Below are 15,650 nucleotides of genomic sequence, written 5' to 3'. Positions count from 1 at the left end.
CTATTCCTCGATATTTGAAACGGCTTGAAGCGTTTTGCGGAATTCGGCGAAAGCCGGGGTGGAAAAGCCGGGACGGCAGGCCAAATGCGTATCCACCATCATGAGAGGATGTTCTTTGACCGCTCCAAGATGCTGTACAAGGTCCACAACGCTACGCGGCATTATGCTGATGCAGGAGCCAGCAGCGGTGCAAGCAAACATTGCATGATAGGATTTTACTTCCTGAACTGCAAAACGTTCTCTTGATGAACCAAAGCCACTCAACCATTCCTCGGCCAGCATGCGATAAGTGCAGCCGGGTGCAAAGGCCGCCAGTGCTCTGGGTTGAATGTTGTCTGCGCAACTCACGTCAGGGTGTTCTGCCGGTAGAAGAAGAATCAATTCCTCCCGAAAGATAGGCATCATATCCAGTTCTCTGGGGTCAAGCGATCGGTCCCCGGAAGGTACCGCTATCAGTGCGCCGTCGATGCGGTGGGCGAGCAACGCGTCAATGAGCTGACGCGTTGGCGCAGTTGATAGATCAAGTGTCACCTGTGGCCACTGTCGGTTGTAACTGGTGAGCGGTAACGGAAGCCTGCTTGCGACTGTGCTTTCCATCGAACCAATACGCAGTCTGCCTGCAGGCTCTGCAGGATTGACCACCTGCTGCGCTTCTTCCGCGAGATTGAGGATCCGATTCGTATAGCCAAGATAGAGCTCGCCTTCCCTGGTCAGTGACATCCGTTTTGTATCGCGCTGAAACAGCGGTACGCCGATCTCGGCCTCCAGCTGTTGAATGCGGGTCGTTACGTTTGAAGGCACGCGACCAAGCAAATCCGCGGCTCGGGTAACACTCCGCTCCTGAGCCACTGTACGGAACACTGAAAGTGTTGCCAGATCCATTGTAAAACTCTCCATTGCTAGTTTATATTCTCTTATAGAGAATAAAAGTCAATTTTATTCTCTAGTAAAGAATATAAATTGATTGCGAGAGCTTCTGATTTCGGAGCGTAATTACCAAAAGTTGGTAACAAGTTCACCGATGAAAATTCTTAAAAACAGAGAGTTAGAGCTTGTTCCAAGGTGACTAAGAGATTTCGAAAGTAGGCAATGTCGGAAAAATAGCACTGGAGGTCGTCAAACGATCTGTTCGGGTTGGAGGTTTTGAAATCCTGCCGTACTTGATAGGTCGTTGAGCGCTCATTTGCAGGGCTGGGACGATGCCGCAGATTGGTCAAAAACCTCAAGAACAGTCATTGCGCTGCATCGCAGATATCCGCTGATTTGCACGGCGGGTCGCCAGAGCCTGATATGGTTGTCTCCATTATGATTCAGGCTCTTGTCACTGCTTAAGATTACACCAGAAATAGCACAACATTTCCATAAAGTGTAATAATACATGAATATAAATTCGTTTAATTATAGATACACGTTACGAAAATATCGAAGTCTCTATTGAATAAATTATTCTCGTCGTGATAGAATTGTTCTGTTAGTTTAATAGTAGTTTGTACTTATAAGATAGTATTTAAATAATTTTTGTATAATAAATAAGGATCTTGAATCTTGCAGCGGTGTTCGAGAAAGTCACTTATTTCTGCCGTCGTTCTAGGCCATGTTGACAAAGTGGATTCACAAATCAGCTAAAGCGTGATTCAAAACTGCTTTTAGGAGGCGGGTATGGCGCGCGGCGATCTTAGCGAGCAGGAATGGATTCTGATTGAGGGCTTGTTGCCCGCTGAGCGGGGCCGAAAGTCTCGGCCTGCTTTGGATAACCGCCGTTACCTCAACGGTATGCTTCATATTCTGCGAGTTGGCTGCCCCTGGCGTGACATGCATGAACGCTATGGCAAATGGAATTCGGTTTATGTCCGATTTAGACGCTGGGCAGAGCAAGGCGTATGGGATGTACTTTTGGAAACACTCGTCGAACTGGGCTTAACTGACGACTGGCAACATATGATCGACAGCACGACTGTCCGGGGTCATTCTCAGGCAGCCGGCGCAAAAGGGGGCCTTATAACGAGGCTTTTGGTCGATCATGCGGCGGCTTTACGACAAAAGTCCACGCCCCTACAGACGGTCAGGGACGCCCTCTTGGCTTCATTCTCACAGGCGGAGAAGCTTCGAATTACAATGCAGTTGAAAATATGATGTCCATTCCTGTGAAGAGGCCCAGACTGTTGCTCGCCGAAAAGGGCTATGATGGCGACAACATTCGGAACGCTCTGCTGTGCAGTGGCATAAAGCCCGTTATTCCGCCCAAAGCGAACCGGAAAAACCCTCCAGCTTGCGACTTTCAGGCCTACAAGGATCGCAACCGCATCGAGCGTATGTTCAATAGGTTAAAGCAATTTCGTCGCATTGCCACTCGATACGACAAAACCAGAAAATCTTTCGAGGCATTCCTAGCCATCGCCGCCGTCAAAATATGGATGCCGCACTTTGTCAACATGGCCTAATCAATTTATGGGCGTTATCGTTGACGCCGATAGACGCTGAAACGCGGGACCAGCAGCGGCCAGTGCGGCGATGGAGGGGCATTAGGCGGCGCTCCGGGGTAGCCGGGGGCGGATGGTGCTAAAGTTGAGCGGCGATGAGATCGAAATCCTCGCGTCACTTTTTCCCCGCAAAACACGTTAGGTTGACACTAACACGTGGAGCGAAATAGCAGGTCTTAAATCAGTGTAGTATTAAGCATGATAGACTGACGGTGTTAGCCGACAGATTAAAGTTACAGTATCATTGGGCAATTAAGCCGCATCCTTCAAGATAGCGCGGATGGGAAGCGGCGCAGTGCCCAGATAACCCGCAATCATCCGTGTGATATGTTCCACAATATCGGCTTCATCGGCAAGGGAATGGCCGCACTCATTGAGAACGATGGCATGGGTCAACGTCTCCACGGTGGTTACACAAATAAACGCTGCCGTGTCGAGGTCTATGAGCTGAAGATCATCTTTACATTTTTCCAGATAAAGCCGAACGAGATGCAACGTATCCTTGCGGATAGCTTCCACCTCGGCGAGTTTTCCAATTCGGGGTACTTCTTCCTTAAATATGCGGTGGAGCTCAGGATCGACCCGATGTGCAGCGATCATTGCGCGAATAAGCTCCCGCATCGCGCCATTTAGATCGTCCGACGCGCATTCCTGCATCGCGTTTTCCAGCAGCGCCAGAATTTCACGATTGTGCCTTGCTACGAGCGCAGCGACAAGCGACTCCTTATTGGGAAAGTACTGATAGAGCGAGCCGATACTAACACCCGCTACTGCGGCGATGCGATTTGTGCTGGTCCGGGCGTATCCTTCACGTACCAAAACGCGAGCAGTGGCATCCAATATTGCTTCAACGGTCATTTTTGACCTCTCTTGCAAAGCCGATTTTCTTGGATTTGTGGCGCTCAGCTTGGCCATATTGTCGATTTCCTAATGCGAGTAGACAATGTGAGTTAACACTCGCATATTTGGTATAAATCGTCAATACCCATGAACGTGAGGCATAGTATCGTGATTAAATTCAGAAATTAGAATAATTATTATAAATAGACAATAGAAAGAGAGAGTTAAATAGTACAATGAAGATTATAAATTGTTATTTGCTTGTTGCCGTAATGGTTGTAGGCACTGGTTGCGTTGGTCCCGCACAGAAAAACATAGGAATTACCGCTGCAGAATGTGAACCTGCAAAGCAGAATACGACATTCAATGAAAAATGTGACCCGCCTAAACTGGGTTGGAAGGGCGCGAACGGCAGTGATTTCATCATTAGCCAATGATCGACCGCCAAGAGCGGAGAATGTCGAGACCTGCTGACTAGTCTCTTGGGAGCTGCCTCGAATCCCACTGTCCTTCGGGGATAGCCCTGCCAAGAGAATAGCTGAAATTGGTTATCTTCATCGCTTTCGTATCGACCTGACACTGGAAGTCGATCGCATACCATTTGCCCCGACTACGAAAAGCTCCGTCTCTGATCGCGAAGCTAGTCTCTGAAACAACGCCCGCGCTAGGCGCAAGCATGTCTGGAAAAGTTCCAGGTCTTTGGTGGCGAACCTGTTCCAGCGCTTCAATCCCACAAATCTGCACGATCCGATCTCGCGGAGGGAGCTTTCCGATCGCTTGTTTCACGCGCGGGTCAGAGAGAGTATCCTTTGAATAGATTTGCCGCGCCGAAGTGAGTTTGGATTTCATTGCGGCGGGCAGACCCTCGGCGTCGGTGTGCAATTCAGCGACAGACTGCGCGCTAATATCGGATTTTTGGAGGGCCGCGTTTTCAGCGTTCGATACAGGATTATGATTGTCAGGTGCTGTTTGCTGTGGCTCGGGCTTGCCCATTGCTGGCTGGGAGTCCTCCGCTGGGGAAGGTGGCTCTTTTTGCGCTGATGCAGACTCGAAAGCCTGAGGTGATCGCTGGGTAGCCGTATTCGACTTGCTATTTGGTGTGGGGTCACTTGGCTTCGGAGGAACAAGTTCCACGTTAACGCTCTGATCTTGATCAGGAGGAGATAATTCAGGCGCACGATAAAGCAGCAATAATGCCAAAGTCAGATGAAGAACGACGGATGCTGGGATTCCCCAGCTGGTTTCTTCCAGTATTTTTTTGGCTAAGTGCTGCATCTTTGAAAAGGTCAATCTCCACGCGCCGACCCTAAGGGCTTGTGCCAAAGGCAACAAGGGGGAAGAGTTAGCAACTCGCCAGAAGCCATCATGATTGACGAACTTTTGATTGCCCCGATGGTTTCTCGAACTTTCCGCAACCTACACGCGAAGGCTGGCTATTTGCAGGCATTTGTGAGTAACGCTTGTCGTGATATATCAAGATCGAGTATAGATATGAGGCATTACACGCGCTAATCTGCAACACTCGCCAAAACAATATTTTTGGTCAAGAGAATGTCACTTTCTTATTTTGATTATTTTGCGTAGTTGCCTACGCCAGAAGCGGTCAGATGAGCCGCTGTGCACAGTCCGACGATAGACAATACCTGATCACATGCAGGTGTCTCGCCTAACGCGTACGAATGCCCGGCTATGCGCGACCTTTGGTCAGTGAGTATTAAAAAAATGAGCCACGGTATTGATGGTGCTGGCTTGGATAAAATTCCAGCCACAATTGATGAAAGTGATGTAAGCGCAAGCGAACTGACTGTGGGCATGCCGCCTCATGCTTCAAGCGCCTCTGCGTTGCATCAGCAGGTTTTGCTCGGCGCGGATTTTGCTCTGGCCGGTGAGCTGGGCGAGCGACTTGATATCTTTTTTGAGAGACTTGCAGAGAAGTTTGCAGGCTCTGTGGCGGTCATTTCTGACGGACGGTCTTGGACATACAAGGAGCTTGATGAGCGCGCCAATCAGTTCGCGCGACTGTTGATTGAGCATGGCGTCAAGCCCGGCGATCGCATTGGTTTGCTGCTTGATCGCTCTGCCGAGACTTACATCACCCTTCTGGCTGTTATGAAGGCGGGTGCTGCCTATGTGCCACTCGCCACAGCCTTTCCAGAAGATCGCATGGCACTCATCATTGATGATGCCGGCGTCAAGCTTGTGATTTCGCTTCGTGCCTATTTGGCACGGGTGGAACAAATGCCTGTTCCACATATATTGATCGACGCTTGTGCTGCGGAAATTTCTCAGCATTCCAGTGCTCGATTAGATGTTGCCAGAAGAGCGACCAATCCGGACGAGATTTGCTACATTCTTTACACGTCGGGTACGACCGGACGGCCTAAAGGTGTTGCTATTCGTCATCAAAGCTTTTGCAATTTCCTGCGTGTCGCAGCCGTTTCATATGGATACAAGCCAAGCGACCGTGTTTACCACGGCATGACGATAGCCTTCGATTTCTCGGCTGAAGAATACTGGGTTCCTTTTGTGGCAGGTGCCACTGTAATCCCCGCACCAGGTCCGTTGACTCTGGTGGGCGAAGAACTGGCAGATTTTCTGCGTACGAACGACATCAACTGCATGGCGTGCAGCCCGACATTGTTGTCTTCCGTTGAAAGTGACGTCCCCAAGCTGCGTCTCCTTATGGTCGGCGGTGAAGCATGTCCGCTCAATCTGGTGACCCGTTGGACAAAGCCCGGACGTTTACTTCTGAATACCTACGGCCCGACTGAAGCAACTGTTACTGCTACCATGGGTGTGTTGACACCTGATAAACCCGTAACAATCGGCGCTCCGTTACCGACTTATTCGATTGTCATTATAGATCCGACGGAAGCAAAGCTAACTGACCCCGACGAACTTGGTGAAATCGGTATTGCCGGCATTGGTCTTGCGGTCGGGTATCTCAACAGGCAGGACCTAACGGATCAAAAGTTCATACCTGACTTTGTAGGTCTGCCAAATAATCCTTCAGAACGGATTTACCGTACGGGCGATCTTGGACGTATCAACGCACAAGGCGAAGTCGAATATCGCGGTCGTATTGATACGCAGGTGAAAATACGCGGCTATCGTATTGAGCTTGGAGAAATCGAAGCAGTTCTTCTCGACAATCCTTCAGTTTCGCAGGCAGCGGTGACGACTTGGGAGATTGAGCCGGGTCGAGTGGAACTGGTCGCATATTATGCGCCAAAATCCGGAATGCCGCCCATTCAGCGCGCTGACATTGCGCGCGAACTCAAACGCCGCCTTCCGTCATATATGGTTCCGACCTATCTGGAAGAGCTTGATGCAATCCCAATGACGGTTTCTAACAAAGCCGATCTGCGTCAGTTGCCAAAGCCAACCAATGTACGTCTTTCGGCTGAACGCATTATCATTCCTCCAGCCAATGACGACCAGCGTTTCATGGCTGATGCTTTGGCGGAAGTGCTTAACCTAGATGAGGTTTCGGTCGAAGATAACTTCTTTGATGACCTTGGCGCCAATTCCTTGCTGATGGCACGTTTCTGCGCACGTCTACGTACCGCGCAAGGCTGGGAAATGGCGTCGATGCGGGACATTTATCTGCATCCGTCAATCACTGGGCTTGCGAAACATCTTCATTTACCACAGCAATCGGTGGCATCTGTCACTGAACAAAGCCTTACGCATAAGGCATCCAATTTTGCTTATTGGGCGTGTGGGGCAGCTCAGCTCGCTTTCTATGCAATCTACAGCTATGTCGGGTTGCTGTTTTTCGACAAGGGCCTCGACTGGGTCTATGTCAAACTCGATGAACCTTTGCAGCTTTACTTCCGCTGTGTCGTTCTGGCTGGTGCCAGCTTTTTCGGTATGACGGGTTTTGCGATCCTCGCAAAATGGCTGCTTATTGGTCGCTGGAAAGAAGAACGGTTTCCTATCTGGGGCTTACGATATTATCGCTTCTGGGTGGTCAAAACATTAATCCGGACGGCACCTGTCGTGCTTTTCCGAGGCAATCCGCTTTATAGCCTCTATCTGCGACTGCTTGGAGCCAAGCTCGGTCGCAATACAGCCGTTGAATGTCGCGCAATACCGGTATGCACGGATCTGATTTCGATTGGCGAAAATTCGATTTTACGTCGTGAATCCAATATTCTCGGTTACCGTGCCGAAAGCGGTTATATTCACACCGGGTCGATTACTATCGGGGATGACGCTTTCGTTGGTGTCGGATCCACGTTGGACATTGATACCAGGATTGGTAATGGATCCCAACTTGGCCACGCTTCTTCGCTTCAACGCGGGCAGGCCATTCCAGATGGCGAACACTGGCATGGATCGCCTGCGACACAGACCGATGCTGACTACTGTAAAGTCCGCAATATCACGTTGTCCAAAACCCGACGCGTGACATTTGAAATGGTGCAGCTCATCGGGCTATTTACGCTTGTCACGCCTTTTCCATTGGTGTTCCATAGCTATTGGCAGAACGTGAGTGATGACTATCAGGAAACGATAGGCATCGTCGCTATCGGTACAACAGTAACGCTGTTAGGCGCGATCATTGTGTCGTTATTGGCGGCTGTATTTGTTCCACGTATCGTCAGTCTGTTTTTAAAACCAAACCGAACCTATACACTTTACGGCTTTCACTACTGGCTCCAGTCGATGGTGGAACTAAGCAGCAATTCGCGTTTGCTTAACCTGCTGTTCGGGGATAGTTCGGCAATCGTGCATTACATCCGGGCAATCGGCTGGAAGCTCAACAAGGTCGTCCAGACCGGGTCTAATTTTGGCACAAATCAGCAGCAGGAAAATCCGCTTCTTTGCGAAATAGGCACACAAACGATGGTTTCGGACGGATTGTTCATGATCAACATGCACAAATCGGCTGCGACTTTCCGACTGGAGCACACCAAAATCGGTGAGCGGAACTACTTCGGTAACAATATTTTTTATCCGCCAGATGGCCGTACAGGCGATAACTGTCTGCTCGGCACAAAGGTAATGGTACCTATCGACGGACCAGTGCGAGAGAATGTCGGTCTGTTGGGATCGCCGTCCTTTGAGATTCCACGCATCGTTAATCGCGATAAGGAACTGATTGCAAATATCGAGGAAGAAGATCGGTTACGTCGATTGCGGCGCAAAAACTTCCACAACCTGCGTACCGGATTGATGTTCCTCGCAGCACAATGGCTGATGCTGTTTGCAACCATCGCAATCTGGGATCGTGCTCTCAACTATTATGATGCGTGGGCACACAAAGCATTGTTTGTCGCTGTAGTCCTCACGTCAGCTATAGCTATTCCATTCTATATCCTTATCGAACGGCTTTCTTTGGGGTTCAAAGGATTAAAGCCGCGGATGACGACGATTTACGATGCCGCTTTCTGGCGACATGAACGGCACTGGAAACTATCGGACTCGCCTATTACGCAGCTATTTGCGGGCACACCATTCCGTCCGATAATCCTTCGTATGTTGGGCGTGAAAGTCGGCAAACGTGTTTATGACGGAGGCGCAAACCTCACGGAGCGTTCCCTTGTCGAGATTGGCGATGATGCCACTCTCAATGAAGGATCAGTTATCCAGCCGCATTCGCTGGAAGAGGGCGCATTCAAGTCGGATTTCATTTGTATTGGCAGCGGCTGTACGTTGGGGCCTGCGGCATTCGTTCATTATGGCGTGGTGATGGGCGAAGGCTCAATAGTCGACGTCGATTCTTTCGTAATGAAGGGTGAAGTGCTCGAACCATATTCCGTCTGGCGCGGGAATCCGGCAAAGCTCAATCGCTTTGTGGTTCCAGTTGATGAAAATGGTATCGTTCTGTCAGATGTCACGCATGCGGGGAAACTTCATCGCAGTGGAACCGTGGCATTGGACGCAAAGAAAGGTTTTGCTTGAAGAAGCTTCCTCTTGAGAAGATCAAGGTCGAACTTCTGCCTGTGACCGGGGAAATCCGTTCACAGGTTGAGGCATTGGAACTCGGCTCCAGTCAGACAGATCTGGTCGCAAGTAATACAGATTCCCTGCTTGAAGCCGATGAGGATGCGAACGCTAAGCCACGCGCTATTTTTGTCGCGGGAACACTTGTAGGCTTTCTCATGTATGATGCCACCAGTGAAGCGGGAATAGCTCAGCTTTACCGCTTCATGATAGACAAATCATTTCAGGGGCTGGGTTATGGCAAGGCTGCGTTGCAGGCGGTGCTTGCAGAACTCGAAACGTTGGGTCATGTCCACCAGATTTCGATTTGCTATGAGCCAGAAAATTTCGCTGCCCGACAACTTTATGCGAAAGCAGGGTTTGTCGAAGATGCAGTTGATGAAGATGGTGAGATGATCGCTTATCTTAACCTAGAAGGTTAATCTGGTTTATGTCGAGCTCCGTGGATAGCTGCAGTCTACCTTCTGAGGGTGAAGCACTAACGGAAGCTTTGTCAGCCGTTGTGCCGCGAGGAGTTTCGGTAGGCTGCTGCGCTATTCACAGCGGAGATGAAGCCCTCCTTCTTGCGGAGGAAAGACAATCAATTCAGACCAACAATCCCAAGCGGCTCAAAGCAAGCGGCGCGGTGCGCCATATTGCGCGCGGATTGCTTGCGGAGCGGGGCAGAAACGAATTCCAGATTTTGCGCGCGCCAACTGGAGAGCCCATTTGGCCTGACGGGATCGTCGGTTCACTCGCCCATGATGACGAAGTTGCTGTTGCTGCCGTGGGAAACGCGGCTGATTTCCAAGGGCTAGGCATTGATGTTGAACCGGCAGTCCCTCTTCCTATAGATATTCAATCGCTTGTTAGAATTTCTACCGACAAGACTGGAAATGAACGCGTCTCGGACCTTTCTGATCGGGTCTTGTTTTGTGCGAAGGAGGCTATCTATAAAGCTGTCTATCCGCTCGATCGTGTGATTTTGAACTATGATGACATCAGTGTCGATCTAACGACACAAACCGCAACAACAGTGATGGGCAGAGACGTGCAGCTCGTCTTTTGTATATCTCCCAGGATCATTGTCTTGGCATTTCTGTAGTTTTGATGATCCACTCACGAATAAATCGAATATTACTTGCCTTTGATCTCATTCCAGCCGTCAATAGTTGACGTAGTACTTGCTTGGCAAGTGGTCCTTTTCGCAGCAACGGGAAGCGAGGCAGCCACACTTGCGTGCTATGCAGACAGCATACCAACGGTTCTATCGGTCGGGATGATGACCTTAAGCGAGAGGTCGGTGGTATTACGCTTGGCAAAGCCGTTGAGTCGCAACGATCAAGATCACTCTTGAGGACAGGCGGAGTAAGATTAGTGTTCTTCCCGATGATTATCGTTGACCAACACCTATCCCCGCTTTTGTTGCTTGTTCAGACAAATGATGCGTGTAAGAAAAACTGTGAGGGTCGGCCGTTAAGAGGGGCGCGCCGAACTTACTCGCATCTTTTGGAGATATGCCAAATCGGATTTTAAATGCTTTGGAAAACTGCATGCTATCGTGAAATCCATAGCGATAAGCAATGTCTTTCAAGGACGCGGGTTGTCCCTTCTGCTTGATCAACATCCGGTAGGCACTATCCAGTTTTTTGTAGCGAATGACTTTGGCTACACCGCCATCCGGCTCGAAAGCGCGATAAAGGTGCGATCGGGACACGCGAAAATGACGCATGATCGTCTGCGGACCAAGCAGCGGGCTGGCAAGATTGTCATTGATGTAAGTGAGTATGCATTTACGCATTGTGAGATTGACAGCAAGATTCTCTGCTACGCCTGCTGTAACGCTGGCGCCTAACAGAGATAGCATAGCCTCCTGTGCCGAGTAGACCTCTGTAGGATCCAGCTCTCCTGCCACATCATTCAGGCCTTTCAAATAAGTGAATAGGAGCCGTGTCGTCGGTTCGTGAGCGCGCAGAACAACACCATGCAGATTCCGCCAACCAACCACTCTTTCTAGCTCTTCGCGGGCGAGCATAACGGTTATTCGACTTCCATCATATGCTGTGCTCTCAACAGTTTGCGTGAAGTCAATAACGACGATGTCACCAGGCTTTGCCCATAAATCGACACCATTAAAATTACCGCGCAAATCTCCAGCAGTAATTAATTGCAGAATATAGTGATCCAGACCGCCATGCGCGATGATCTTTGGTGTGCGTAAGTAGTTCTGGGTATTAAAAGATGTCGAGCCAATTTGAAGCGATGCACCAACTGCTCGCCCTTTTGCAGAACCAAAAAGCTGATAATTCCGCATCCCCTTGTCCAACGTGATTTCATACATTGGCTTCAGAACTTCACGCCAGAAATCGTTGCGAAGTTCGTCTTCAATCATATCCGTTGAAAATGAAATCTGATTCATTATCGCTTATCGACACTTTCAATTCGAGAGCCAATATTCACCATAGCCGCATTCTCCGACAAGAAAAAGTTCCCAATTATCTCATTAGTACTAGTTTAATCGACATCGATTGATCGTTTCTACGCCATGCCTTAGCAATAAAGCTCACCTGAGCGAGGTTCTCATTATGATGAACGTTGAACGGTTGGTCGGGTTATGCTTGAGGTTCCGGTGCAGAAATGTTGCAATACCAAACCCGCTCGTCCATAAACTACTGCCAGGTCGAGGCATTGTACTGCGCGTTATGGTCAAGTATAAACAGTGCATTTGCGGCGCTGCTAACTGGGAGATAGGTCTCAACGTTTATGACTGGCGTTTGCATAAAGTGTTGCTTTCCACTCAAAAGCTAGCCGGGTTTTGATCGGGAACTGAGCCAACGTTAATTATGGATTTTGGCTCGGGGTTCGGTCAAGTTGTTGGTTGTGTCCTTTGTTTTTCGGAGGGTGCTGAAGAGCTTGCCTTAAAACGAAAGCTGTCGTTTCCAGTTTCCAAGATGTGGTGATGGTGGGTAAGTCAATCGAGAAGTGACATTGGCATCTTTGCAACTCCAAAACGCTCGCCATTCGCTGAAGCTGAAATTGGTGGTGATACACCTGGTGCGCTCATAAAGCTTGCGGAGCAGGTGGAAAAGAAGTGTTCCGTCTGATGCACTGAATGGCAGATACTCACGTTCGTCCAGGATCACTTTTGGGCGAAAATCGACGACATGCTGTTCGTTCGATCAATCGTGAAAAACTAATGTGCCGAAAACGGATGGCCAGCCCCAACGAGCATAGGCGAAGATGCGTATATGGGAAATCGGCGCTCAGTTTAGCTGGGTTGATTCCGGCTAAAGGGCGAAATGATAAGCGCAGTGAACAGTTGAATGTGGCTCAGTGAGCCTTTCGAAAGAAGCGATTGACGTCGCAGACACTGTTTCATCTACGGTGGCGCGTGCCGATATCCACCATGAACCGGACTTATGCTATATCAAGGACATGCTTACCCGCTTGCCGATGTTGCCTAATAGCCGTATCGGGAATTGCTGCCGGATCACTGGAAAACTGCCGACAAGTCTGAGGCGTCAAGGGTGTGTTCGGCGGGCGCTTACGGTCCATTGGTTTCGTTATTTGGTCTTCTTTCCTTGATCGTAATGCCACTTGATGGCGAAGAACATGCCCGTGCCTAAGACGAGGACTTTGAACGTAACGAAGACTACAATGAACCAATCCATCTGAATATTTCCAAGCTGCTACCTATCGTGAGGGGGGTATTACCCCAAAACTGCTGATTTAACAGCTTCAAATGTTGTTGAACCCACCACTTAACTGCCTTCGAGGCGGTTTTTTGATGCGGACAGGAAATACAATGGCACGGCTCATCAACGTGGCGGGCCGTGGCTTATCAATCAGTGGGAAGGCCATCAAGATGGCAGCTTAGAGGGATGTCGCTGGCATGCCGACTATCGGCTAGATGAGCAGTTATCAACATGGATGCTCGCAGGCTTTGCCATGAGCTCGGCCGTCAGTCTCGGAGGCACATTCACAGTCGTGCTGATTGCAACTTTCCGTTCCTTATCAGCTCCAATAGAGGCCCCGGTGACGTTCAGCTGCACGAACGCGTTAACGGTGGGCGGGAAAAATATGTGCGCCGCGTCGATCTTGATGATCACGTTAGGTAGTTGCGGGATATTTTGTAACTAGTTGCAATCGTTGGAAATCTATTTGTAGACAAACGCGACATGAAATGTGCGCTATGAAGACCACTTTATTTCGCTAAACATTTTATTTTCTTGAAGAGAATTTTGGCTGGGGAACCTGGATTTGAACCAAGACTAACGGAGTCAGAGTCCTCGACAATTTATTGATATATAAAGATTATTTTCCAAAATGATGCGTATCATGTTCTTTGTGCATCAATAGGTTATCTGCGAAATGCAAACCAAGTTGCAGTAATTTCGCACGATGGGATCAGGTATAATTGCTGGCCTCATTTGTGGTATCTTAAATGTCAGCTTTCGACCCATTATGGCCGTTCGATGATAGGAGACGAAGACGACTTCAGCGGACCATGTAGGTCCCTGTCATCTTGAATCATATCTGTCGCAAGTTTGGGGATTTTTGCGACAAATTACGGACAGCCTTATAGCTTGGCTGGCGGAAAGCCGAAACCACCAATCTCAGCCCTCACGTTTTGTTAAGTACGAATCCATTTGATAAAATTTTAGTCTTAATGCCGCGCGTGTACGCCATTAATGGTTGACACCAAAGAAATCCCTACGCGCGGAGACTTCACATGCGACGATGTTTTCTGAAGGCCCTGCTAATAGCTGTCATCGCCGGCGTCAGCGTCCCTAGTGGTCTGACGCCCACGTACGCTCAGTCGACTCCAAAAGCTCAGTTGGGAGAGGGGAGCGCATACGAGATCATCGATAGCGAAGTCTGGGATGTGCCCGATCCGGTTTCCGGTCGCGGTTACCAAGTCTTCGTCGCCTTACCACCATCCTATGCGAAGGATCCACAACGGCGCTACCCCGTGCTTTACGTCACCGATGCTGACTACGCTTTCCCGATCATCCGGCAGATCGGCCGTCGTCTGAACGTCGAAGGGCCCCGGATCGAGGAATTCGTTCTTGTCGGTTTGTCTTATGGAAAAGGTGAGGATGGCAAGGTCAGTCGTCAGCGCGACTACACCCCTACATCGAACGGTCCAAGGAGCGCACCTGCTAATGCGATCCATGGGCACGGACTGGCCTATCAACGATATTTGGGTGATCAGGTGAAACCATTTATCGCCGCCCGCTATCGGACCGATCCCGCCAGATCACTCTTCCTTGGCCACTCCTACGGCGCTTTGCTTGGCGCACAGATACTGTTCACCGAACCTGGCTTGTTTAGCGGCTATATCCTCGGTAGCCCCTCTCTATGGTACGACAAGCGCCACACCTTGAAGCTTGAAACAGCTTACGCCACGCAGAACAAGGACCTACCAGCGAAGGTCTATCTTTATGTTGGCGCCTATGAGGCGCAGCGCAAAGGCGACCGGCGCTATAATCAGACGGTAGATATGGTCGCCGACAACCGGGCTTTAGAACTAGCGTTGCAGAGTCGAAAGTATCCGAATCTGCAATTGAAGTCGGCGGTCTTGGACGACGAAGATCACCTTACCGTCGCGCCACGTGGCTTCACGCAGGGCTTAGAGTACCTTCTGAGAGTGCACTGACAAATCGCATCGAAAACTGGAACGAAGCCGACGCACAATTCCTAAGTTTTGCGAGTACACCAGCCGCGCTGAATTTTCAGTGGAATTTCCGTCGTAAGGGTCAGGTGCAAAAGTCGGTCCTACGCGACCGACCTTTGCGATGCCGAATGGTCACTTCATCCTCTGTCGGGCTGAAACGGTTACCAGTTCAATTTCGTCGTCGTATTCATTCTCTTGAACAAACGCATTCATTGTCCTGCTCCGTTAAAAGCAGACACACTCGCCGCCAGGCGTGTCTATTTAATATGACGTTCTTATTTTGTTCATGCCAACAAAAGAGTCAAGCATGTTGCATGGATTTGCCCGGGGGGGTAACCAGTTGTAATTACGAGGAATCTATTTGCAACAAGACGCAACATGAAATCCACGTTCTAACAGGCTTTCAAATCACTTAAGCATCTGATTTTTTGAAGATTTTTTTGGCTGGGGAACCTGGATTCGAACCAAGACTAACGGAGTCAGAGTCCGTCGTTCTACCATTAAACTATTCCCCAGCAGGGCTCGCGGATCAGTTATATCTGACTGAAACGCGATTGCGACAGAAGCATGAAGCTTCGTTCGTCGACGGCCTCCATCTAGCGAACTCAAACGACGAGCGCAAGCCCTTCTTTCAAAAAAATCGTGGCAAATTCAGTTATTTCGCATCAGCGCACGGAAAGACTGGCTTTGTGCCAAGGTCGCGCTGGGTTTGCACATAAAAA

Annotated in this window: 8 protein-coding genes, 1 tRNA gene and 2 pseudogenes; 5 read left to right on the top strand and 6 right to left on the bottom strand. The window is 49.6% G+C overall.

The window, feature by feature from the left end:
* A complete protein-coding gene (locus OIV19_RS15730) occupies window positions 1–882 on the bottom strand; it encodes a LysR substrate-binding domain-containing protein (protein WP_151091066.1) in 882 nt (293 codons plus the stop codon).
* A gap of 777 nt (window positions 883–1,659) precedes the next feature.
* Here OIV19_RS15730 and OIV19_RS15725 point away from each other — a divergent pair.
* Window positions 1,660–2,441: pseudogene (locus OIV19_RS15725) on the top strand (IS5 family transposase).
* Between the two features lie 291 nt (window positions 2,442–2,732).
* On the opposite strand, the gene OIV19_RS15720 reads toward OIV19_RS15725, so the two are convergent.
* Window positions 2,733–3,395 (bottom strand): TetR/AcrR family transcriptional regulator, encoded by a 663-nt coding sequence (locus tag OIV19_RS15720; RefSeq protein ID WP_264232208.1) that lies wholly within the window; start codon window positions 3,393–3,395, stop codon window positions 2,733–2,735.
* A gap of 399 nt (window positions 3,396–3,794) precedes the next feature.
* Entirely contained in the window at window positions 3,795–4,610 is an 816-nt protein-coding gene (locus OIV19_RS15715) for a DUF930 domain-containing protein (RefSeq protein ID WP_319637604.1), read from the bottom strand.
* A 522-nt stretch (window positions 4,611–5,132) separates the two neighbouring features.
* On the opposite strand from OIV19_RS15715, the gene OIV19_RS15710 reads away from it, so the two are divergent.
* From OIV19_RS15710 to OIV19_RS15700, 3 genes are all read left to right on the top strand, one after another.
* A complete protein-coding gene (locus OIV19_RS15710; RefSeq protein WP_498831053.1) occupies window positions 5,133–9,230 on the top strand; it encodes a Pls/PosA family non-ribosomal peptide synthetase in 4,098 nt (1,365 codons plus the stop codon).
* On the top strand, window positions 9,227–9,694 hold the full coding sequence (locus tag OIV19_RS15705; RefSeq protein ID WP_235901641.1) for a GNAT family N-acetyltransferase: 468 nt from the start codon (window positions 9,227–9,229) through the stop codon (window positions 9,692–9,694). Before OIV19_RS15710 ends, OIV19_RS15705 begins: the two co-directional genes overlap by 4 nt.
* Before the next feature lie 68 nt (window positions 9,695–9,762).
* Window positions 9,763–10,356 carry a 4'-phosphopantetheinyl transferase superfamily protein gene (locus tag OIV19_RS15700; protein WP_264232206.1) on the top strand — a complete coding sequence of 198 codons (594 nt, stop codon included), beginning with the start codon at window positions 9,763–9,765 and terminating at the stop codon, window positions 10,354–10,356.
* 288 nt (window positions 10,357–10,644) lie between these two features.
* On the opposite strand, the gene OIV19_RS15695 is transcribed toward OIV19_RS15700, so the two are convergent.
* Complete coding sequence (locus tag OIV19_RS15695) at window positions 10,645–11,673, bottom strand: helix-turn-helix domain-containing protein (RefSeq protein ID WP_498831052.1); 1,029 nt, start codon at window positions 11,671–11,673, stop codon at window positions 10,645–10,647.
* Window positions 11,674–12,117: 444 nt separating this feature from the next.
* Window positions 12,118–12,394: pseudogene (locus OIV19_RS15690) on the bottom strand (ATP-binding protein); the annotation flags it as partial.
* 1,589 nt (window positions 12,395–13,983) lie between these two features.
* On the opposite strand from OIV19_RS15690, the gene OIV19_RS15685 reads away from it, so the two are divergent.
* Window positions 13,984–14,910: an alpha/beta hydrolase-fold protein gene (locus OIV19_RS15685; protein WP_264232204.1), complete on the top strand. Its 927-nt coding sequence runs from the start codon at window positions 13,984–13,986 to the stop codon at window positions 14,908–14,910.
* A 459-nt stretch (window positions 14,911–15,369) separates the two neighbouring features.
* On the opposite strand, the gene OIV19_RS15680 is transcribed toward OIV19_RS15685, so the two are convergent.
* Window positions 15,370–15,443 (bottom strand) — tRNA-Gln (locus tag OIV19_RS15680).
* Window positions 15,444–15,650: the final 207 nt, after the last annotated feature.

The organism is Brucella sp. HL-2, from assembly GCF_025846885.2.
Classification (GTDB): Bacteria; Pseudomonadota; Alphaproteobacteria; order Rhizobiales; family Rhizobiaceae; genus Brucella; species Brucella quorumnocens.
The sequence above is the reverse complement of the archived record's forward strand: the minus strand, read 5'-3'. Positions and strand labels throughout refer to the sequence as shown.